Source organism: Terriglobales bacterium (assembly GCA_035567895.1).
In the GTDB taxonomy this organism is placed as follows: Bacteria; Acidobacteriota; Terriglobia; order Terriglobales; family Acidobacteriaceae; genus Gp1-AA112.
This window is the reverse complement of sequence record DATMPC010000070.1, coordinates 78656-100183: the sequence shown is the minus strand read 5'-3', so window position 1 is coordinate 100183 and position 21528 is coordinate 78656. Positions and strand designations below refer to the sequence as shown.

Sequence of the window (21528 nt, the reverse complement as noted above, 5' to 3'; positions counted from 1 at the left end):
AGCCTCACAATCCCGTCCTTCAAACTCCAACCCAGCGGCTTTGCTAGAATCGCGAGTTCTCCCATGCAACCGCTGTCTCACATGTCCGACCTCCAATGGAAACACATGATGTTTCTATCCTCGAGCGTCGCGCGCCTGCTGCTCGCGGGGTTACTGGGCGGATTGATTGGTCTGGAGCGGACGATTCACCGCAAGAGCGCAGGCATCCGCACCAATATGTTTATCTGTTTCGGAGCGGCGATGTTCACGATTCTATCGGACATCATTCCCGATCCAAGCCTTGCCGATCGCACCCGCATCGCCTCAAACATAGTTCAAGGCGTGGGCTTTCTTGGAGCGGGAGCAATTCTTCATGCGAAGGGGGGAGTCTCAGGACTTACTACCGCGGCCACGATTTGGGTGGTCGCATCGATAGGTATTGCCGCCGGTGCGGGTCATTACCTGCTGGCTACGTTCGCGACAACCATTATTCTTCTCGCACTGCTCGTTCTCGGCTCGATCGAAGCCAAGCTCGGATTGAAGAGCCTGACTATGAGTTACGAGATCAAAGGTGAGAGCGCTCCCAAGATTCTCGATGAGCTCAATGAACTAATCGAGGATCACCGTCTCTCGATGCAGGGACTCCAAGTTGGCCGATCGCAAAATCTATCGCGTGTGACGTTTACCATTACTTGTACGCTACCAGAGCACGAGAAGCTTCAGGCCGCCCTCAAACTGGCTCCGGATTTCGAGAGCATCTCCACCTTTAATGCGGTTTCTGAGGAATGAGTCCAAAGTCCATCCCCTTTTTTAAAGCTGAGGCCTGCGGCAATGACTTCCTCATTGTCGAGTCGGCAAATATGAGTGACGATCCAGCCGGTCTCTCTCGACGACTCTGCGATCGGCATCGCGGTGTCGGAGCTGACGGTGTCGAGTGGGTAAGCATCGAAGCAGATGGTCGCGTGATTGCTCGACTCTTCAATGCCGACGGCTCAGAGGCGGAGATCTCCGGAAATGGAACTCGCTGCGTTGCCGCATGGGTGGTAGAGACGCGCGGTGGCTCTGAAGTTCGCGTGCTGACCGCCGCCGGAGAAAAGGAGTGCATGCTTCTCCGCCGCTCAGAGCACGAATTCGAATTTGCCGTCGAGATGGGACATGCTGAAGTGCTGGGGGAGAAAACCATTTCTGTTCCCGGCGGAAATGCGAAGGGGCTCGTGATTTCAACCGGGAATCCGCATTTCGTGGAGTTCGTCGAACAGTTCCCCGGCGGATGGCAAGCTCGCGCAGAGGCGATTGGCCAGGGTCGCGAATTCCCCCAGGGAACAAACGTGGAGTTCGTGAAGGTGCTCGGACCTAACAGAATAGAATTCCGCATCTTCGAACGTGGAGCGGGAGAGACTCAGTCGTCGGGCACGGGATCCTGCGCATCCGCCATCGCCGGTATTCACCGTGGGTATGTCGCCTCTCCGGTTGAGGTTCAGGCTCCCGGAGGCAAACAAGTCGTCCATTGGGATGGAGCTGACGCTTTGTTACTCGAAGGTCCAGCACGTCTCGTGTGCCAAGGCGAGTTCTTCACCTAAATATCCGATCGCAAGTGTTTTTTGTGCAGATCGATGTTATTTTGTGAGAAAGTAACCATCTAGAAGATTCATCTAGATGTGAGGTACAATGCCAGCATCATGCGTACAATCGGATTATTTGAGGCAAAACAAAAGCTATCTGAATTGGTCGATCAAGCCAGTGATGGGCACAAGATTGGGATTACACGCCGGGGCAAGCTTACTGCCCTGATTGTGCCTGCTCGTCCGGAGACAAGCTTGAGAGAAGTATTTCAGGATATTGAGCGAATCCGAAAACGTTCCAAACTGAGCAAACGAACGAGAATCAAATCGCTCATTGAAGAGGGCCGCAGTTGACGAAGTTCGTTCTGGATGCCTCAGTGGCACTGCGCTGGTTTCTCGATAAGAGTATTCCTCCATACGCAAAGCGCGTAAAACAAATGCTCATGGACGGAAACCGTGGCATTGTGCCTGCGCTGTGGCACTTGGAGATGGCAAACTCGATGGTGCTCGCCGAACGGCGCAGAGTATTGTCTGCAGGCGATGTAGACCTGGCGTTGCGAGATATAGAGCAACTGATTGGTCTTGCTCTCGATACTGACTCCACCCTTGTTTCCGTTCGTCAGGCGTGCGGCCCGGCCCGCTCCTTCAATTTGTCGGCTTACGATGCGACATACCTTACTCTCGCAAGAGGGGAAGGCCTCCCTCTGGCGACTCTGGACGATCAGCTGCGCTTGGCAGCGCGGCAGGCAGGCGTTCAGATTCTATGAAGGTCATCCTTCATCGGCAGAACTTGGGCTAGGCCGCAATCCGCATCAGCTAAGATTGAAAACTTGTGATCGCTCATCCCTCATCTCTGCTTCGCCCTCCCGTTCTCGAGAAAGGAGACACGGTTGGCATCGTGGCACCGGCTGGCCCAGTGAATCGCCAGCAGTTCGAAGCCGGTGTTCTCGCCTTGCAGCAGCTTGGACTGGAGCCAGTGTTTTCACAGGGGATCTTTGAACACGAACTCTACTTTGCCGGCGGAGTGCGACGGCGCGTTGACGAACTTCACGAGATGTTCCGCGCGCCGGAGGTGAAAGCTGTTATCTGTGCGCGCGGTGGATACGGCTCGAATTATCTACTGCCCCATCTGGATCTCGATCTGATCGCGAAACATCCGAAGATCTTCTGCGGTTACAGCGATCTCACGACACTTCTTACGTATTTCCACGACAAGCTCCGACTTGTAGGTTTTCATGGCCCCATGGTAGCCAAGGACTTTGCGCGGCCCGATGGCGTGCATGTGAAGTCGTTCTCATGTGCGAGCTCTGGGCAGCCACAATGGAACATCACGAATTCCGACTCGCCTGGGATGGAAGCGATCTGTGAAGGAGAAGCCGAAGGAAAACTTTATGGAGGCTGTCTCTCATTGCTCGTGTCCTCCCTTGGAACTCCTTACGAGATTCAGACCGAAGACACGATCCTCTTTCTAGAAGACCTTGGCGAATGGCCCTATCGCATTGATCGCATGTTGATGCACTTGAAGTATGCGGGCAAGCTGGAGAAAGTTCGGGGGATCGTTTTTGGAGAGATGCTCGAGTGTTCTCCTCCTGCCGACTCCGGCTACACGCTTCAGCAGGTGATCGCACGCATCCTCGGTGATGTGAATATCCCCGTAGCTTTCGGACTGCGCTCCGGTCATGTGTCTGGCGCAAACATCACGCTACCGATCGGGGTGAGTGCGCGACTCACGGTCGCCGAGACCGCCACTCTCGAGATTCTGGAGGCTGCAACCCACCCGCGAAGCGAAACCATCAAGGCAGGACGGAATTGAGCGAACGAGAACACGTGCACCTCATTGGGATATGCGGTACGGCAATGGCTTCTCTGGCTGGCTTGTTGAAGCAACGCGGCTTCCACGTGACTGGCTCAGATGCTGCGGCTTACCCTCCGATGTCCGATTTGCTTCGCAGCATGAGCATTCCCGTGTCGGAACCATACTCGGAGGAGAATCTGAAGCGGCGTCCCGATTTGGTGGTTGTGGGCAACGCTATCTCACGCGGCAACGTGGAACTGGAACACGTACTGGATCATCACATCCCGCTGCGCTCATTGCCACATGTCCTTCACGAAAACTTCCTCAGAGGACGAGAGTCGATCGTCGTGGCTGGCACTCACGGAAAAACCACAACAACATCGATGCTCTCCTGGATCTTTCAAGTAGCAGGGAAGAACCCATCGTTCCTGATTGGAGGCGTCGCAGAGAACTTCGGCACGAGCTTTGCCCTGCGCCAGAGCAAGCACTTCATCCTTGAGGGTGATGAGTACGATACCGCGTTCTTCGACAAAGGTCCCAAATTCCTGCATTACTTCCCGGATGTTGTAGTGCTCACGTCAGTAGAGTTCGATCATGCCGACATCTACAAGGATCTGGACGCGGTGAAGACGTCTTTCAAGCGCCTCGTGAACCTCATTCCTCGAAGCGGGTATCTCGTCGCATACGACAACTCAATCAACGTCGATGAGTGCATTGCGCGCGCTTTTTGCAAAGTCGAGCGCTATGGGCACGGTGAGGGATCCGCGTGGCGAGCGCACGATCTGGTCTTTGGGAGCGAGGAAACGACGTGGAAGGTCGAGCGAGAGGGCACGCTCTGGGCTGAATTGAGAATGTCTCTCGCCGGTGAATACAATGTGATGAACGCTACGGCCGCGGCCGCGATGGCTGCGCATTACGAGGTCCCGGCCGATGCAATCGCTGAAGCTCTTGCTTCGTTCAAGAGCGTGAAGCGTCGACTCGAGGTAAAAGCTGAAGTTGCCGGCGTTACGATCATTGACGACTTCGCTCACCATCCGACGGCGATTGCCGAGACTTTGAAGGCACTCCGCACCCGCTACAAGAACCGCCGACTTTGGGCAATTCTGGAGCCGCGTTCCAACACGTTGCGGCGCAACGTCTTCTTCAAGGAACTGGCAGCGAGCCTTGCGAACGCTGACGAGATCGTGGTTACAAGCGTCTTCAAAGCGGAAGCTATTCCTGAAGGCGAGCGACTCTCAAGCACCGAACTCGTGAAGGAGCTTAATCGGCAAAAGCATCACGCACGTGAGTGCAAAGATGCCGATGCGATTGTTGAGTCCATCTCCCCTGAGCTTCGCGAAGGCGACGTCGTCGCCATTCTCTCGAACGGAGGCTTTGGCGGCATCTACGAGAAGCTTCCTGCGCGTTTGAGCAAGACCGCATGAAGTTCCGGCGTGTGCGTGTCCTAGCTCCGCTAGTGCTCCTGATCGCGGCCGTTGCTCCGGCGCAAAACGAATCCAAGCTCGACTACACAGTCAGCTTGGTTGATGCGGTGCATCACCGGGTGCACGTGACCATGACCTTCGATCCCACGAGCGGCGGGAATGAAGTTCAATTACCAGTATGGAACGCTTTGTATCAGGTTCGCGACTTTGCTAAGAACGTGATTGGCGTTAAGGCAGCTAGTCAGTCTGGCGAACAACTTCCCCTTACGCAGATCGATAAGACTACATGGGAGTTCAAGCCGACGCCCGGCTGGGTCAACATCGAGTACGACGTCGTCCTCGACGAAGCGGGTCCCTTTGGTGCCCAATTCAACTCACACCATGCGTTTTTTAATTTTGCGCAACTCTTGATGTATCCACCAGCTGGCCGTGAATTACCGATCAGCCTGCGCCTTGACCGAGTGCCTTTGGAGTGGAAGCTGGCCACAGCTCTTCCATCGATAAGTATCCCTACGGGAACAGCAGGCGAATCGTCCGGCCACGTGATTCGTGCGACCAACTACGACCGCCTGGTCGACAGTCCATGCGAACTCGGTGAATTCGCGGAGAGCGATTTCGAGCAAAATGGCGCTAGGTATCGCGTTGTAATCGACGCTGAAGCGAGCGATTACAACGCTCCCAAACTCGTAGAGTCGCTGAAGAAGATCACCGCGGCGGAAACTGCGTGGATGGATGATCGGCCATTCGACACCTACGTTTTCATTTACCACTTTCCGCACGGACCAGCAGGTGGAGGGATGGAGCACGCCTACTCGACAGCGATCGATCTTTCGGCAAATGAGCTGAAGGACTTGAGGAACTTTGAGTCGGTTAGTGCTCATGAATTCTTTCACTTGTGGAATGTGAAGCGGATTCGTCCGCAGTCGCTCGAGCCCATTGATTACTCGCGCGAGAATTACACCCGCGCGCTTTGGTTCAGTGAAGGGGTTACCAGTACGGTCGGAGACCTCGCGTTGCTGAAGGCCGGGTTGATAACTGCGGAGCTCTACTTCGAAAAGCTTTCTGCAGCAATTACAACCCTGCAATCACGTCCGGCGCACTTGACCCAGTCTGCTGAGGAGTCAAGCCTAAGTACGTGGCTCGACAAGTACCCGCCGTATCGTTCGCCGGAACGCAGCATCAACTATTACAACAAGGGCGAATTGCTGGGCGTGCTGCTGGATCTAAAAATTCAGCAAGACTCGCGCGGACGTTACTCAATCCGAGATCTATTTCAGAGCATGAATCGCAATTTCGCGAAGCAAGGGAAATTCTTCCAGGATTCAGACGGAGTTCGTGCAGCCGCGGAAACCCTGACGGGAACCGACCTACACGGCTTCTTCGACCGGTACGTCGCTGGCATGCAGGAACTCCCTTATAACGAGCTTTTCGCAACGGTTGGTCTTGCTGTAGGTCAGGAGAATCGAACCGCCGCCGACCCAGGTTTCACAGCAGCGCGGAACTTTACTCCTCCGCTTGTCATACAAGAGGTCTACGGTGATCAGGCTAGCAACGCGGGTTTGCGACCTGGTGACGAGATCCTTGCAATTGACGGGCACCAGCCTGCGCGGTCTATGGAACAGCAGTTTGCAAATTCCAAGCCGGGCACAAAGGTTCGGTTTACTGTGCAAAGTCGCGGGAGCCGGAGGGAGGTAGACCTTACACTCGCCGAACACGCGCTCACGGCATATGTGTTGCGTGAAACCGCCCACGCGACTTCTGAGCAGCTTGCCCGTCGCAAGGCCTGGCTGAATTCAGAGAATCAGCACTCTCAATGATCGCAGCCCTCAGAACTGCGGCAGCGCTGCTCTTCGTCGTGATTTCTACGATCTTGGGGGCGCTCGTCGGCTTTCCCTGGACTTGGATTACAGGTAGCGCCGACGTGCTCTACGCGATCGCTATGTGGATCGCCCATAATGGAGTACGTCTTGCCGGTATTCACATTCAGTTAGAGGGAATGGAGCGAATCAATCCAGCCGAGACGTACATCTTCATGTGCAACCATGTTTCCAACCTCGATCCTCCGATATTGATCCCTATGCTTCCGCGACGCACTTCGGTGCTCGTGAAAAAAGAGCTCTTTCAAGTTCCCATTCTGGGCCAAGCGATGCGCATGGGCGACCTTGTCGCTGTGGATCGGCGCAACCGCGAAGCCGCGGTCAACAGCATGCGCGAAGCCGAAGAAGTCATGGCTCGGGGCTTGAATATGACCGTTTTTCCTGAAGGCACGCGCTCGCGAGATGGCCGTTTGCTTCCGTTTAAGAAGGGCCCATTTTATCTGGCCATGGACAGCGGCATCCCGGTTGTTCCGATCACAATCCTGGAATCGGAATCCCTGATGCCCAAAGGCAGCATGCTGATCCATTCAGGAACAGTGCGGCTGGTCTTTCACGCGCCGATCTTACCCAAGCGGTTTAGCGACAATGATGAACTTATCTCGGCAGTTCGCACCGAGATAGCCTCGGCATTACCGCCCGCTTTGCGCGAACCGGATCTTAACTCCGCGTCGTGACATTTGGTGTAAGAATGCATCCGCTGGAACGTCGAGTTCTTGCCGGATTCCTCCCCGCTTGGTGATCGAGCCATTCGCCATCATCTGTAGAACCACCGATGCGGGCCATGCCGTCGTGCGCATCATTGAAGTCAAGCCGGTCCTGCGATCGAACTCGTCGATCATCGTGTAGGAGAGCACGCGCTTGTTCGCATGGGCTTCGATGCGCATGATCGTCACGTCAGGTTCTTCACCAGAGAGTTTCTCGAGGAAGAGATGCGAGGTCAGCTCGCGAGGGCTAATCTCTCCAGATTTCAGCCTACGCTTTTCGCTCGAAAAGAATCCCAAGTCGTAGAGCCCGCGAATTAGCGTGTAATGGTCGGGATAGCGCAACGTTTTCTCGAAGCATTCGCCAACCTCGCCCTGAAAGCTTTCCGGCATGGTTGAGGTTCCGCCTGAAGTGTGGAATGCGACCATAGGACGAAAGCCACGAAGACGAAAAGGCTCCGGCTCTGTCAGGGGCTCGATCTCGACCAGTTTCCCGCCTTTCAGCACTCTCGCCGGCTCCACGTACTCATTGATGAGACCTTCCACCGAGAAAACCAATTGATATTCGAAAGGTGGGCGTGGCTTCTTGGGCAGTCCTCCAACGTAGAGCTTGAGTGCATCGATTGCCGGCTTGTGGGCCTTCTTCGTGGAGGGCGCGGCTACGCGACTGAGCTTCTGCGGACGCAGCCGCCGCACAAGATCGCCAGCCAGAATGCTCGCCATGCCGGGCGACAGGCCGCAATCAGGAGCAAGGCCGATTCCGTTCCTCTCCGCCTCGGCGCTCATCGCGAGAGTTTTCCGCACGACCGTATTGTTGCCACCCAGGTCGGCGAAGTGGCAACCCGCTCCGATCGCAGCGCGCGCAAGACCAACATTGAAGAAGTAGGGAACAGCAGAAAGAACGCCGGTATGCCCCCGCATGAGAGCCGAAGCGGAACTCTCGTCTGCAGCCTCGAGCGCCACTTCTCGGACTGGAGCGCCCTTCTTTCCGTGACTCTTAGCAATGAACTGTGCGGAGTCCTGGGCGCGAACAATGTCGGCGTCCGCCAGCGTGACGGACTCCACTCCGGCGGATCGCGCCATGTCGAACGCAGCAGCGGATCCCATCATGCCTGCCCCAATAACCAGTAGTTTCATTTGCCCTTCTACAGAGATCAGCCGTATCGATACATTCCGCACACGCGCAGTTCAGGTTTGCGAGCTCACCCTTCACTCGCCGTGTTGGTTGCTTGTGAAGCAGACTCAGCCGACTACATCGAAAACTGCAATCGTATGCGCGAAATTGAACAAGGGAGTGTAAATGAGGATCGTGTTTGCGCAAAAACTTGACGTTGTTACCCAATGCCCAGGTCGTCGGCAGACTCCAGAGGCGTTCCACAGCGGCGGCAGATTACTGCTGAGCAATCTCCGCAAGTGAGTGGGTCGGTGACTTCGACTGCGCAATTCGGACAGTACAGACTCTCCTTGCCGTTTCCTGACTTAGGCGGATTGCTGGGCACGGAGCGAGGTTAGCACAGGATAGTTTTGAATCGTCGTTTAGCCTTAGGGAGCCATACTTGAAGCTTGCTGCGCTGATGTCGTTCCTGCATGCCTGAACCAATCACTCAGTACCGTGGCCGCCTTGCGCCGTCCCCGACTGGACTGCTCCATCTCGGCCACGCACGAACCTTTTGGATCGCAGCGCAGCGTGCTTCCGAACGCCGCGGAACGCTGTTCCTCCGCAACGAAGATCTGGATCCCCAACGATGTCGACCGGAATTCGTTGAAGCAATGTACGAGGACCTTCGGTGGTTAGGTATCCGATGGTCGGAAGGTCCAGATTGTGGCGGGCAGTACGCTCCCTACTCGCAAAGCGAACGTCGCGAGTTTTATCTCAACGCATGGCGCGAGCTGCGCGACGCGGGCGCCATCTATCCTTGCACCTGTTCGCGCAAGGATGTCGCTCAGGCTGCTGCCGCTCCGAATAACGACGTTGATGATGAGCCGGTCTACCCCGGCACGTGCCGAGGCCGTACCGATGCTTCTGATTTCTCCACACCGGTGGGCGTGAACTGGCGCTTCCGCGTGCCCGACGGTCAGCGGATTGTGTTCGACGACCTACATTTCGGCCCGAATCGCTACGTGGCGGGCCAGGACTTCGGAGATTTCCTCGTCTGGCGCCGCGACGACGTGCCTGCATATCAACTGGCAGTAGCTGTCGACGATGCTGCGATGAAAGTCACTGAAGTCGTCCGCGGAGCAGATTTGCTGAAGTCGACGGCACGCCAGATTCTGATTTACCGCGTGATGAGATTGAACGCTCCACAGCATTATCACTGCGATCTTGTGCGTGATGAATCCGGTAACCGACTGGCAAAGCGCCACGATGCTCTAAGCATTCGGCATATGCGTGAAAGCGGAGCGACGCCCAAGGATGTGCTCAAGGCTGCCGGCCTGTAATCACGATGAAGGAAGACCGGCGGAGACCGAAATTGTCACGAGCAGGAGAACACGCCAGGGATTTAGATTAATTTGCCGCGGCGTTGGCTATAGCTTCAACCACAGTAACTTTTTCAGCGAACTCAATTGGAATTGAGTGACGTTTTTCGAGAAAGCTAGGAGAGTTGTACGAGATCCAGGTCTGGTTACCGGGATCCTGTCCGACCAGCAGCTTCAAAGGAAGATCCAGCGCAACCGATGGTGTGGCGAGCATGAGCGGAGTTCCCGCTTTGGGATTGCCAAAAATGACCAGCTTCGTGGGAGGCATCTGGAATCCTGCCGCTACTGCATCCCCGCCGTGGTCTACGACGCAAATAATCTTGAGTCCCTTGCTGGTGATGAGTCGCTCGATTCTCTGCATCGTCTCAGAGAAGGAGTGCGCACTCCGAACGTTGACGATTCCGTTGTCCTTTAGGCCAAGTACCTGCGACATAGTTCCTCCGCACTAGATTACGCATGCGAACGTTTGAATTCGTCAAAGCTCGCCAGGAAACGATCCATATCTCCCGGTAGCAGATAGTAAGGAGTCGAGAGGCGCAGCTTCGAGGGCTCGCCGCCGCGAATCCGGATTTTCTTGTCTTGCCACATCCAGTGCTCCATCTCCATTCGCTTCAGCGGGGGGACATTCACTGTAACGATACCGCAACGCATGTTCGGATCAGGAGAAGTCCAGGACACGGCTCCGCGTTTCGTCATCTCCCCGAGCATTCGGTCGGCCAGTTGGCGGTGGCGTCGTTCAATGCGATCCATGCCTATCTGGTTGGCGAGCTCAAGAGAAGCGCGCAGTCCGGCGAGCATCGGAACATTGGACGAACCGATGCGCTGAAAACGCTCAGCCTTCAGCTCGGGCCGCTCCCAACCCTCGGTCGCAATCGTATTCCACAAACGATCCTGCACCTCCGGACGAACGTACAAGAATCCTGTTCCTTTCGGCGCCTGCAGCCATTTGTGCGGCGATGAGGTGTACATATCACAGCCGATTTCGTGCAGATTGAGTGGCATCATGCCGATGACATGCGCGCCATCGAAGGCGCTGAGGATACCCTTGCTCCGCGCCAAAGCGGCTATCTCCTTCACGGGTTGCACAACTCCAGTGACAGTACTGATGTGACTTGTGAAAATGATTCGGGTGCGTGGAGTTATCGCGTCGTTAATGCGGTTCAGAATATCGGCAGGTGACTTCGGTGGAAGCGGTATCTGATACTTCTTGACCACCACGCCGTAGCGCTTTTCGCGTAGCAGCCACGGCTGTTCTCCTCCCGGATGCTCCTGGTCGCTGATAAGGACTTCATCGCCCGCCTTCATCTCAAGGCCATTCGCGATGTAGTTGTTCGCTTCGGTCGCGTTGCGAACGAGAGCAATCTCGTCGCGTGTGGCTCCTACAAACGCTGCGAGAGGATCACGGTATTCGTTCCACGACGCATAGCCCCAGATCGGATAATCCTCTGGATCGCTTTGCGCCATCTGCTCGGTTTCATGAAAAGACTCGACGATCGCGCGCAGCACGGGGCGAGGAGAGGATCCCACTGTCCCGTTGTTGAGGTAGACCTCATCGCTGGGGATCAGAAATTGCTTGCGCAGCGCCGCCCAGTAGGACTCCTGATCGCGCTCGTAGAGGTCCTTCGGGGGAAGGGGATGGTTATCGGACTGAGCTGCAGATTGAGCTTCAGCTAACGAAAATGGCAAGCCGGCAACGGCGGCAATGGCAGCGGAGGAAAGTAAAAAGCGACGGCGATCGAGCACGAGTGTCTCCCGAATGTTTAAGCTAATCGGGCAACATGCTGGACTGATGCCGTCGCCGTGTCAAGAGAAGTTCATTGAGGCGATTTAACTCTTCATTCGTCTTCGCTCACAACTTGTGACGACCGCACTCGGATCGATGGCGTCGCGGTCTTTTTGCATCTCGACCACTTTGCCTTCCTTGTCGATTAGATAGGTCACACGCCGTGAGGCTTTGTAGCTCGGATCGTAAACGCCATACTCTTTGCTAGTGTCGCCGCCAAGATCGCTGAGTAGCGGGAATGTCACTCCAATCTGTGCCGCCCAAGCTTTATTGGCGAATGGACTATCCATGCTCACACCCAGCACCTGGGTGTCTGCACCTTCCAGTTTCTGCAGCTGATCCTGGAAGGCCTTCATCTCCTTCCCTCAACCACCTGTGAAGGCGAAGACGTAAAACGCGAGGACGACATTTTTCTTGCCGCGGTAGTCGGAAAGCTTCACTTCTTTTCCGGTCTGGTCACGCAGCTTGAAATCGGGCGCCGTATCGCCAACTTTGATCTTAGGGTCGGGAGGGGTGGTCTGGTCGGCGGGTTGGGCCGCCGATACTGTTGCGAAAGCTAGAACTGTAAGTAAAAAGTTAAGAATCGGTTTACGCATCAAGTGCTCCTGAGGTTCTGCCCTGGTAGACATGTAGCATGCGGTTTCTCCATCGGGGCGAAACAGAGTACCCGCAGTTACGCCGGATGGTCAACCGCGGTTCTCTTGCTTATCGCGCGGAAAACCCAGTACAGTGCAAAGTTCTGGGACACAATGGCGCAAAGCAGGCAAGCGGACAAGTCAAAATCGGCGCAATCGATGGAATCCCGGGGACGAAACGCCGCGAGCGGAATCAACGGCGGCCGTCCCGGAGACAAATACCATCGGATTCTGGATGCCGCCATTGCCGTTATCGGCGAGAAGGGATTCCACAATAGCCGAGTTTCGGACATCGCGGATCGCGCAAATGTCGCCGACGGGACGATCTACCTCTACTTCAAGTCGAAAGAGCAGATTCTGATGGCCGCACTCGACAGCGCTTTCGAAGCATTTCTGCGTCAAGCGAAAGAAGAAATGTCAGGATTAGACGATGCCCCGGCAAAGCTTCGTGCGCTGGCTCGCCTGCATCTTCGAGCCTTGAGCCAGAATAGGAATTTGGCCGTAGTGCTGCAAACGGAATTGCGACAGAGCGCGAAGTTTCTGGCCGAGTTCTCACAGCGTGAATTGAAGGGATACTTTAACTTGATTCGTGAAGTCATTCGCGACGGTCAGCGACGGGGAAGCATACGTCCGGACATCTCTGACAAAATAGCCGCAGCGTGTCTTTTTGGAGCAATGGACGAGTTAGTCACAGCATGGGTGTTGAGCAGCCGCGAGCACGATCTAGCTGCCGCCGCTGATCCGGTGGTTGACCTACTACTCTCTGGAATGGAGGTGCGCTCCTGAGCAGCCTGCGCACGCTCAACGAAATCTTCTTTGTTGCGGTCGACCGCGATCTGTCGCGCGTCATGACCTTCGAGCGCGAGGGAGTCTGGCACGACATCTCGTCGCGCGAACTGTATGCCCGTGTGTATCACGTGGCAGAGCAGCTCAGAGCCTGGCAGATTCGTAAGGGCGACCGAGTCGCGCTCATATCAGAAAACCGCTTCGAGTGGGCTATCACCGATTGGGCTTGTCTGCTCCTGGGTGTAGTCGATGTCCCGATCTATCCGACTCTCACCGCCGAGCAAACAGCATTCGTTTTGAAGAACTCGGGTGCGCGGGCAATTTTTCTGTCCACCCGAAAGCAGCTCGACAAGGTACTCAGCATCAGGCACGAGACTCAACTCGAGCACATCGTGGTAATGGACGAGCTGGATTCTCCAGATGCCATCCGCATGAGCGAGATCATGCGCTCAAAAGAACCAGTTCAACGCGACGCGCAATTCGATGATCTTGCGCGATCCGCCTTGCCTGATGATCTGGCGACGATCATTTACACGTCAGGGACCACGGGAGTGCCCAAGGGCGTAATGCTCACGCATCGCAACATTGCGTCGAATCTGGAACAGACGGCGCGCAGCCTGGGCTGGCAGCCGGGACAGTCCACGTTATCGTTTCTCCCGCTCTCGCATGTCACCGCTCGCCACGTGGATTATTTGTGTTTCCTGCGCGGAGTCACCCTGGCCTACTGTCCAAGCTTCGATGAGCTCGCCGCCAAACTTCAGCAGGTTCGTCCACACTTGTTTGTCGGCGTTCCCCGAGTCTATGAAAAAGTGCGGCAGGGGGTTGAAAGTCGCGCCGCTATAGGCCTGAAGCGGCCCGTATATGAATGGGCCTTGCGCGTTGGACAAGACCACCGTGACGAGATTGTCTGCGGGCAGCGGCCTTCCGACTGGCAGTGGGAAGTCGCCAATCGTGTTGTCTATAAGGCGATTCATCAATGGTTCGGTGGAAGAGTCGAGATGTACGTTTCCGGCGGAGCCCCGCTTGGCATCGACCTGGCGCGGTGGTACGCGGACATGGGCATTCGCATCCTCGAAGGATACGGGTTAAGCGAGACTTCGCCCGTCATCGCTGTGAACGAGCCAGAAGCTAACAAGCTCGGAACCGTAGGCAAGCCACTCTCCAATGTCGAGTGCCGCATCGCCGAAGATGGAGAACTGTGGGTGCGCGGCCCATCAGTTTTCAAGGGCTACTGGCAGAATCCGGAAGAGACTGCAAAAGCATTCGAGGGGGATTGGTTCAAGACCGGCGACATCGGCAACATCGATGCCGAGGGATTCCTGAGCATTACCGATCGCAAGAAAGACCTGATCAAAACCAGTGGCGGAAAGTTCGTGGCTCCGCAGCCGATTGAGAACAAGCTGAAGATGTCGCCGCTGGTTGGGCATCCAGTTGTGATTGGAAATGCGAGAAAGTTCATTAGCGTGATCATCTGTCCAAATTTCCCGGCGCTTGAGCAGTGGGCAGCAGAACAGGGAATCGGCGCTGCGTCGCGCGAAACTCTGATACGAGATCCCAGGGTGATTGAAGCCTACGAGAAGGTTGTTGCTGATGCTAATCAGGAACTCGCCCAATTCGAGACGCTCAAGAAGGTCCTACTAGTTCCCGACGATTTCACCGTGGATAAAGGGGAGATGACTCCAAGTCTCAAGCTCAAACGACGGGTGATCGAACAGAAATACAAGAAGCAGATCGATGCCATGTATGAAAGCGCGCATGCGCCCCATCCCGCGACCGTCTAGTTGAGCAGAAAAACATGACACGGATCACGCGGATTGAACGGATCACACGGAGAATTCGGGAACGGATCGAAAAAGAGCAACGAAGCTAGTTACGCGAGGAGCCACTCTACATGGGGTTATCCGTGAAATCCGTTCAATCCGTGTGATCCGTGTCGTGTTCCAGCAGGGCTTCCCTCGAAACCCGGGTACCAGTCGAGAATTGGCGACTAACGAGTAGAATTGAGTCGGCTGGAAATCGACTATGGATGAACTGGTAATTGCCGGACGAGCCTTCAACTCGCGCCTGATTGTCGGCACGGGGAAGTACAAAAACGGCGAGCAGACGAGGCGCGCCATCGAAGCCTCAGGCGCTGAGATCGTAACCGTGGCTGTACGCCGCGTGAACCTTGATCGCAGCAAGGAGTCGCTGCTCGACTTCATCGATCCGCACCGCTACTTTCTACTGCCCAACACTGCCGGCTGCTACACCGCAGACGAGGCCGTCCGCACCGCGATGCTTGGCCGCGAAGTTGGACTGTCGGATTGGGTGAAGGTGGAAGTAATCGGCGATCAGAAGACTCTTTTTCCTGACGTGCAGGCGACCATCGAAGCTACGCGAACTCTGGTGAAGGAAGGATTCACGGTTCTTCCGTACACGTCTGATGACATTGTAGTTGCGAAGAGATTATTGGACGCCGGCGCCAGTGCAATCATGCCGCTCGGAGCACCAATCGGAAGCGGACTCGGTATCCAGAATGCTGCGACGATCCGCATTCTGCGCGAGATGATTACAGATGTTCCGCTGATCGTGGACGCCGGTGTTGGTACTGCTTCTGACGCGACCGTCGCGATGGAACTGGGCGCAGATGCCGTACTGATGAATACCGCAATCGCGAATGCCGAGGACCCTGTGCTCATGGCTGAGGCCATGCAGCATGCCGTCATCGCTGGCCGCAGTGCCCATCTCGCCGGCCGAATGCCGAAGAAGCTGTACGCCACCGCGAGTTCGCCGCTAGAAGGCGCAGTTCGCTAAGCAGACTATGGCAGAGCCAACAAGAGAGCGTTTCTCGTCCTACGACGAATTCTTCGCGTTCTATCTCAAGGAGCATTCGAGCGCAGGGAACCGTTTTCTGCACGCTTGTGGGACTCTGCTTGGCCTGGCCGTGTTCGTGTGGGCCATCGCAACTGGCCATTACATCTGGGCTTTGCTCTGGATTCCAATCGGCTACGGTTTCGCCTGGACCGGTCACTTTCTCATTGAAGGCAATAAGCCAGCGACCTTCGGACATCCGTGGTGGTCGTTCATCAGCGACTTTCGCATGCTCGGGCTCATGCTCACGGGAAGATTGAAGAACACTAAGTAACTCACGATTCATCAATCCGCATTCACCCTCCGGATTCTGCCGACCCTAAGTAATCTTCCTGTTGACCTCGGAGTGTGCTTTCCTAGACGGAGCACTCGTCAGAGGGATCGTCATGCGCATCTACAAGATTATCCGGTGGCCCATTTTGGTCATTCTGTGTTTCGTGATTGCTCTTTTCCTCAAGCCGCCTGATCGTCTTGCGCCTCGGAAACAATCGCCAACAGCAATCGCAAAGAATGCGAACGGGTTCCAAAACAAGCTCGGAGAGTTGCAAGAAGCGCATCAGCGGGGAGACTCTGGCACCGAAGTTCGGCTTACATCCGATGAAGTGGCGGCGGCTCTCGTTGTCGCCAATCCGCAGCCCCAGCCTCGGCCCGCTCAGACCGCTGCCTCGCCGAACAACAATCCGGCTACCTCTGCTGAGGTCACACCGGAGCAAGTGCCGGTGAAAGATCCTCAGGTAGTCTTCGAGGGAGATGAAGTGAAAGGCCAGTTCGTAGCTAATGTATATGGCAAAGATGTCTTCGTTACACTGAGCGGTCACCTAGGAGCGCAGGATGGCTACGCGACCTTCCAACCAACGAGCTTCAAAATCGGAAGTATGCCCGTGCCCATCTCGGTGGTGCAGGCGCAATTGGATAAGAAGCTGAGCGAGCCAGAGGCCCACGAGAAGCTAAAGTTGCCGGAATTCGTGAGCGACTTGAAAATTGAGAACGGTCAATTGGTGATTACGCAAAAATAGGTTCTCGTCGTCGAAGCAGTTGGTCACAGCGGTTTGCCCGCGTAGCTCATCGTCCTATAAAATCGTGAGTTTCCTTCATGTGGTCGGAACTGCGTAGAGTTCCTTCCTCCTCTGAAATCCCCAATTCATGAAAATTCACGAGTATCAAGCCAAAGGCATTCTTGCGAAGTATGGCGTCGCGGTTCCGCGCGGCGAGATGGCTAACACCAAAGAAGAAGCGTTTGAGATCGCCAAACGTCTGCTCGCGAATGGTGCGAAGGGCATCGTCGTCAAGGCGCAGATCCACGCCGGTGGACGTGGTAAGGGCGGCGGCGTGAAGCTGGCGAAAACCGCGGAAGAAGCCGAGCAGCTCGCAGGCAAGATACTCGGCATGCAGTTGGTTACGCATCAAACCGGACCTCAAGGGCAGAAGGTGCAACGGCTCTTGATTGAGGAGACGCTGCCCATCGAGCGCGAGCTCTACCTGGGCATTGTGCTCGATCGCGCGACTTCGAAGCTGGTCTTCATGGCATCTGCGGCAGGCGGCATGGAGATTGAAGAGGTCGCCGCCAAGGATCCAAACGCAATTCTGAAGGAAACGGTCGATCCTGCAGTTGGGTTTCAGGCCTTTCAGGCGCGCAAGCTGGCGTTCGCTCTCGGTCTCAAACCGGAACAGGTCAATCCTGCAGTGCAGTTAATGACCGCTCTGTACCGCGCAACGGCAGAAGCCGATGCTTCGTTGTGCGAGATCAATCCTTTCATCACTACAACTGACGGACGAGTCTTCGCACTCGACGCAAAGATGAACTTCGACGACAACGCCCTCTTCCGCCACAAGGACATTAAGGAGCTGCGCGACATCGCGGAAGAAGATCCACTCGAAGTGGAAGCGTCGAAGTACAGCCTGAATTACATTCGGCTTGATGGAAACATCGCCTGCATGGTGAACGGCGCCGGCCTGGCGATGGCGACGATGGACATCATTCAGTACGCAGGCGGCATGCCGGCAAACTTCCTCGACGTAGGCGGCGGCGCAAATGCTGAACAAGTAGAACATGCGTTCGAGATCCTGCTGAGCGACAAGAACGTGAAGGCAGTCCTGATCAACATTTTCGGCGGTATCTTGCGCGTCGATACGCTGGCCAAGGGAGTTGTCGAAGCTGCGAAGAAAACGAAGATTGGGATTCCCGTGGTCCTGCGCTTGGAAGGGACAAATGTGGAGCAAGGCAGGGAAATTCTCAAACATTCAGGTCTGAATTTCATTGTGGCAGACACGATGAAAGATGCGGCGGAAAGAGTCGTCAGGGCAGCAAAAGTAAGTTGAGCAGCGGCTCACGCTTGGGAACAACTCTCTAATGGCTGAGACAAATAAGAACAAGGGTCCGTGGAGGCATCGTGTTCTTGTAGGCACATTCACTATCCTCTTCTCGATAATGAGTTTTTGGTTGCTCGACTTTGCTGTTGATGACATAGGCACTCTACCTGGGCCTCGCAGAGAGGACGTGGAGAAGAAACTCTTAAGTGCAGAACTACTAAGTCAGCGCGACAGTATTGACAAGCAACTTGCTGAGGTAAACCGCAGCCTGGACGCGCAGCGGGAACGCCAGTCCCTATTGCGAGACAGCACCGGTCGATATGTGGAAACTTTGAGGCAGCTGCTCGATATGCAGCGCCTAAATGCGCAGAAAGGTCTTACAGCTTCTCAGCCTCAGCAACGCGCGCTCGCCGAAAGCGCAAACATGTTTCTTGCGAATCAACAGCAAGATCAGCTCTTGTATGAGGACATTCTGAAGCTGAGCCAGCGTGAACGTCAGCTTGGGGATGAGAAGCGCGGCGTAGAAGAAAAACTTGGAGAGCAACGGAAGACGGCTGACCAGGAGCTAGCGCGCCTTGATCGCCTGCACGATCGGAAACTTGCCGGTCTGAAACTGCTACTCCTAATCCCTTTGCTTGTATTCGCTGTCATGCTGATCGGTAAGAAACGAGTGGGGATGTACGGACCGCTCGTCTACGGAGCGGCCGTAGCTATACTCTGTCAGACCGTTCTCGTAATTCATCAACATTTTCCAACACGGTACTTCAAATACATTCTGCTCTCTGCATCAATCGTGATCACTGGGTACATCCTAGTATGGCTGTTAAGAATGGTGCGCAGTCCTAAGCAGAGTTGGCTTCTTAAGCAGTACCGAGATGCGTATGAAGCCTTTTTTTGTCCAATTTGCGATTACCCAATTCGTCGCGGACCCAGGCGTTATCTTTTCTGGACTCGTCGCACAGTTGGCAAGATTGCTTCCCCTACTCCCTTGGAACAAGCCGGTGAAGAACCTTACAGCTGTCCAGCTTGCGGCTCGCGACTCTATGAGGCATGCACGAAGTGCAAAGCAATTCGGCACTCACTGTTACCGTTCTGTGAAAACTGCAGTGCGGAGAAGATGCTTGCGGCTCAGCGTCTTGAGCCTTCAAGCTTGGAAACTTAGAAACAGAAGAACATGAGCATATTGGTTGACCAAAACACGAGATTAATCGTCCAGGGCATTACCGGACGTGAGGGCACATTCCACGCGAAGGGATGTGCGGAATACGGAACAAAAGTTGTCGGCGGTGTGACCCCCGGAAAGGGTGGAACTACCCATGAAGGATGGCATGTCTTCAACACCGTCGAACAGGCCATGCGCGAAACCGGCGCCGATGCGACGATGATCTTTGTGCCTCCTCCGTTTGCCGCTGACGCAATCATGGAAGCTGCGGACGCCGGCATGCCGCTGATTGTCTGTATTACCGAAGGTATTCCGGTGATGGATATGGTTCGGGCCTGGCAATACCTCCAGGGCAAGCGCTCGCGGTTGATTGGTCCGAATTGTCCGGGCATCATCTCGCCCGGGAAATGCAAGATTGGCATTATGCCGGGACGGATCCATAAGCAGGGCAACGTCGGAATCGTGTCCCGATCTGGGACTCTTACCTATGAAGCTGTTTATCAGCTTTCCCAGCGGGGAATCGGCCAGTCAACGGCGATCGGCATTGGCGGCGATCCGATAATCGGAACGACCTTCGTCGATGCTCTCAAGTTGTTCAATGAAGATCCGGAGACAGAAGCCATCATCATGATCGGCGAGATAGGCGGCAATGCGGAGGAGACTGCGGCGGAGTACGTAAAGCAATATGTTGCCAAGCCGGTTGTCTCATTCATCGCCGGTCAAACTGCGCCCCCTGGACGCCGCATGGGCCATGCGGGCGCCATCATCTCCGGAGGACACGGTACTGCCAGCGAGAAGATCAAAGCGCTGGAGGCTGCTGGGATTCAGGTAGCGAAGTCGCCGGCGGTGATCGGCGAGACGCTCGCCCAGGCGATCGGGCAGTCCGCGAGAGCATCGTAAATGCACTCAGCATGGTAGAGACGCAGCATGCTGCGTCTCTACTGTTTGCGCCGGGGCTGCTGGTGAAAACGAATAGTTTCCGCAAGGAATCCGAAAAACAAGGACTCATAAGAAAGTAATGAAGACTCTGCAGCGCACATTTAGCATTATCAAACCTGACGCGGTCGCAAAGAATGCGACCGGAGACATTCTCGCCATGATTCAGCATGCCGGTTTCAACATCCTTGGCATGAAAATGCTGTGGATTACGAAAGCGCAAGCTGAAGGCTTCTACGCCGTCCACGCGACCCGTCCGTTCTTCGAGTCATTGACGACATTTATGTCTTTAGGACCGATCGTTGTGCTCGCGCTCGAAAAGGAGAACGCGATTGCCGACCTCCGAAAGCTAATGGGCGCCACTGATCCTGCGAAGGCCGAGCATGGCACGATTCGGAAGAAACATGCCGCAAGCATTGAGGCGAATTCAGTTCACGGCTCAGATGCCGAGGACACCGCGCGCTTTGAGCTGAGCTACTTCTTCGCCGGATACGAACTCACTCGATAGACGACATGGTAGAGACGCAGCATGCTGCGTCTCCTCCATGAAGCCGGAGAACGCCAGCGAGCAAGAGTATTGAGACTTTACCCAGGAGACGCAGCGTGCTGCGTCTCTACCGGGACAACCGAACATGCCAGTAATTCAGATCACACTCTTAAAAGGTCGTACGGCCGAGCAGAAGCGCAAGGTTGCCGCGCGCGTTACGGACGCACTAGTGGAAGAGGCCGGCGCGAATCGCGCGGCTGTGACGGTGACGTTCGTTGAAGTCACCAAGGAGGACTACGCGAGCGGTGGAGTCCTCCTTGCTGACAAACAGTAGGCTTCGCGCTGAGTTACGCGTACGAAGGTTCGAGCAGACCTGACAGAGCATCGAGCAGAACACGGTCGCCGTCGCGCGAGTCGATCGCGGCGTCCACTTCAGGATGTTTGCCGCTGGCGTGCACGACGAGAATTCGCGTCAACGAATTCGCTTTCTTCGCCATATAGGGAAGATGGTGGCGGTCGTCTCTCGTGAGAGTGTGTCCGAGTACGACAACATCGTACTTATCCTGGCGGACCGCTGCCTCGATGGCTTTTCGTCCGGCTGCGGTCTTCACCGAGTAGCCAGCCTTTTCCAGAACGCTAAGGTGCAACTTCAGCGATTCCGAGTCGCCCTCGCCATATAGGATCTTTGCCTTGACCGAAGCCTTGCCCATCTACCACCTCCGCGATGCGCAGAGTAGCAGTTAGGCAGCCCGCTCTGAAGATG

22 protein-coding genes and 1 pseudogene are annotated in these 21528 nt (G+C 55.4%); 18 read left to right on the top strand and 5 right to left on the bottom strand.

Translation table 11 applies throughout. The annotated features are described in order from the left end of the window. Window positions 1-63 precede the first annotated feature (63 nt). From VNX88_14915 to VNX88_14885, 7 genes are all read left to right on the top strand, one after another. Entirely contained in the window at window positions 64-768 is a 705-nt protein-coding gene (locus VNX88_14915) for an MgtC/SapB family protein (GenBank protein ID HWY69959.1), read from the top strand. Continuing rightward, a complete protein-coding gene (gene dapF, locus VNX88_14910) occupies window positions 765-1559 on the top strand; it encodes a diaminopimelate epimerase (GenBank protein ID HWY69958.1) in 795 nt (264 codons plus the stop codon). Before VNX88_14915 ends, dapF begins: the two co-directional genes overlap by 4 nt. 332 nt (window positions 1560-1891) lie before the next feature. Further along, a complete protein-coding gene (locus tag VNX88_14905; protein ID HWY69957.1) occupies window positions 1892-2308 on the top strand; it encodes a type II toxin-antitoxin system VapC family toxin in 417 nt (138 codons plus the stop codon). A 131-nt stretch (window positions 2309-2439) separates the two neighbouring features. After that, window positions 2440-3354 carry an LD-carboxypeptidase gene (locus tag VNX88_14900; protein HWY69956.1) on the top strand — a complete coding sequence of 305 codons (915 nt, stop codon included), beginning with the start codon at window positions 2440-2442 and terminating at the stop codon, window positions 3352-3354. Continuing rightward, window positions 3351-4760 (top strand): UDP-N-acetylmuramate:L-alanyl-gamma-D-glutamyl-meso-diaminopimelate ligase, encoded by a 1410-nt coding sequence (mpl, locus tag VNX88_14895; GenBank protein ID HWY69955.1) that lies wholly within the window; start codon window positions 3351-3353, stop codon window positions 4758-4760. The genes VNX88_14900 and mpl overlap by 4 nt, the downstream gene beginning before the upstream one ends. After that, on the top strand, window positions 4757-6577 hold the full coding sequence (locus tag VNX88_14890) for a PDZ domain-containing protein (protein ID HWY69954.1): 1821 nt from the start codon (window positions 4757-4759) through the stop codon (window positions 6575-6577). The genes mpl and VNX88_14890 overlap by 4 nt, the downstream gene beginning before the upstream one ends. Next, window positions 6574-7311, top strand: a complete 738-nt coding sequence (locus VNX88_14885) for a lysophospholipid acyltransferase family protein (GenBank protein ID HWY69953.1) — start codon at window positions 6574-6576, stop codon at window positions 7309-7311. The genes VNX88_14890 and VNX88_14885 overlap by 4 nt, the downstream gene beginning before the upstream one ends. Here VNX88_14885 and VNX88_14880 read toward each other — a convergent pair. Further along, window positions 7267-8475: a saccharopine dehydrogenase C-terminal domain-containing protein gene (locus VNX88_14880; GenBank protein HWY69952.1), complete on the bottom strand. Its 1209-nt coding sequence runs from the start codon at window positions 8473-8475 to the stop codon at window positions 7267-7269. The two genes, VNX88_14885 and VNX88_14880, sit on opposite strands and share 45 nt — an antisense overlap. A gap of 450 nt (window positions 8476-8925) precedes the next feature. Between VNX88_14880 and gluQRS the strand changes: the two genes are divergently transcribed. Further along, window positions 8926-9777, top strand: coding sequence for a tRNA glutamyl-Q(34) synthetase GluQRS (gene gluQRS, locus VNX88_14875; GenBank protein HWY69951.1), 852 nt, complete (start codon window positions 8926-8928; stop codon window positions 9775-9777). 67 nt (window positions 9778-9844) lie between these two features. On the opposite strand, the gene VNX88_14870 is transcribed toward gluQRS, so the two are convergent. From VNX88_14870 to VNX88_14860, 3 genes and pseudogenes are all read right to left on the bottom strand, one after another. After that, window positions 9845-10249, bottom strand: a complete 405-nt coding sequence (locus VNX88_14870) for a DUF302 domain-containing protein (protein ID HWY69950.1) — start codon at window positions 10247-10249, stop codon at window positions 9845-9847. Between the two features lie 17 nt (window positions 10250-10266). After that, a complete protein-coding gene (locus VNX88_14865) occupies window positions 10267-11559 on the bottom strand; it encodes an aminotransferase class V-fold PLP-dependent enzyme (protein ID HWY69949.1) in 1293 nt (430 codons plus the stop codon). A gap of 84 nt (window positions 11560-11643) precedes the next feature. Continuing rightward, a pseudogene (locus VNX88_14860) lies at window positions 11644-12093 on the bottom strand (redoxin domain-containing protein). A 300-nt stretch (window positions 12094-12393) separates the two neighbouring features. Between VNX88_14860 and VNX88_14855 the strand changes: the two are divergent. The 10 genes from VNX88_14855 to VNX88_14810 all read left to right on the top strand — a co-directional run bounded on the left by VNX88_14855 (window position 12394) and on the right by VNX88_14810 (window position 21099). After that, the gene (locus tag VNX88_14855) at window positions 12394-13020 is read left to right on the top strand and encodes a TetR/AcrR family transcriptional regulator (protein ID HWY69948.1); all 627 of its coding nucleotides are present in this window, start codon (window positions 12394-12396) and stop codon (window positions 13018-13020) included. 62 nt (window positions 13021-13082) lie between these two features. Continuing rightward, window positions 13083-14801 carry a long-chain fatty acid--CoA ligase gene (locus VNX88_14850; protein HWY69947.1) on the top strand — a complete coding sequence of 573 codons (1719 nt, stop codon included), beginning with the start codon at window positions 13083-13085 and terminating at the stop codon, window positions 14799-14801. Between the two features lie 241 nt (window positions 14802-15042). Next, a complete protein-coding gene (locus VNX88_14845; protein ID HWY69946.1) occupies window positions 15043-15813 on the top strand; it encodes a thiazole synthase in 771 nt (256 codons plus the stop codon). A gap of 7 nt (window positions 15814-15820) precedes the next feature. Continuing rightward, window positions 15821-16144 (top strand): DUF962 domain-containing protein, encoded by a 324-nt coding sequence (locus VNX88_14840; GenBank protein HWY69945.1) that lies wholly within the window; start codon window positions 15821-15823, stop codon window positions 16142-16144. A gap of 112 nt (window positions 16145-16256) precedes the next feature. Continuing rightward, on the top strand, window positions 16257-16886 hold the full coding sequence (locus VNX88_14835) for a hypothetical protein (protein ID HWY69944.1): 630 nt from the start codon (window positions 16257-16259) through the stop codon (window positions 16884-16886). A gap of 127 nt (window positions 16887-17013) precedes the next feature. Beyond that, window positions 17014-18189 carry an ADP-forming succinate--CoA ligase subunit beta gene (gene sucC, locus VNX88_14830; GenBank protein ID HWY69943.1) on the top strand — a complete coding sequence of 392 codons (1176 nt, stop codon included), beginning with the start codon at window positions 17014-17016 and terminating at the stop codon, window positions 18187-18189. Window positions 18190-18220: 31 nt separating this feature from the next. Then, complete coding sequence (locus VNX88_14825; protein ID HWY69942.1) at window positions 18221-19342, top strand: hypothetical protein; 1122 nt, start codon at window positions 18221-18223, stop codon at window positions 19340-19342. 12 nt (window positions 19343-19354) lie between these two features. Continuing rightward, complete coding sequence (sucD, locus tag VNX88_14820) at window positions 19355-20242, top strand: succinate--CoA ligase subunit alpha (GenBank protein ID HWY69941.1); 888 nt, start codon at window positions 19355-19357, stop codon at window positions 20240-20242. 118 nt (window positions 20243-20360) lie between these two features. Then, window positions 20361-20786, top strand: a complete 426-nt coding sequence (gene ndk / locus VNX88_14815; GenBank protein ID HWY69940.1) for a nucleoside-diphosphate kinase — start codon at window positions 20361-20363, stop codon at window positions 20784-20786. Window positions 20787-20910: 124 nt separating this feature from the next. Then, window positions 20911-21099 (top strand): 2-hydroxymuconate tautomerase, encoded by a 189-nt coding sequence (locus VNX88_14810; GenBank protein ID HWY69939.1) that lies wholly within the window; start codon window positions 20911-20913, stop codon window positions 21097-21099. A gap of 13 nt (window positions 21100-21112) precedes the next feature. Here VNX88_14810 and VNX88_14805 read toward each other — a convergent pair whose 3' ends face one another. Continuing rightward, window positions 21113-21475, bottom strand: a complete 363-nt coding sequence (locus VNX88_14805; protein HWY69938.1) for a hypothetical protein — start codon at window positions 21473-21475, stop codon at window positions 21113-21115. Between the last annotated feature and the right edge of the window lie 53 nt (window positions 21476-21528).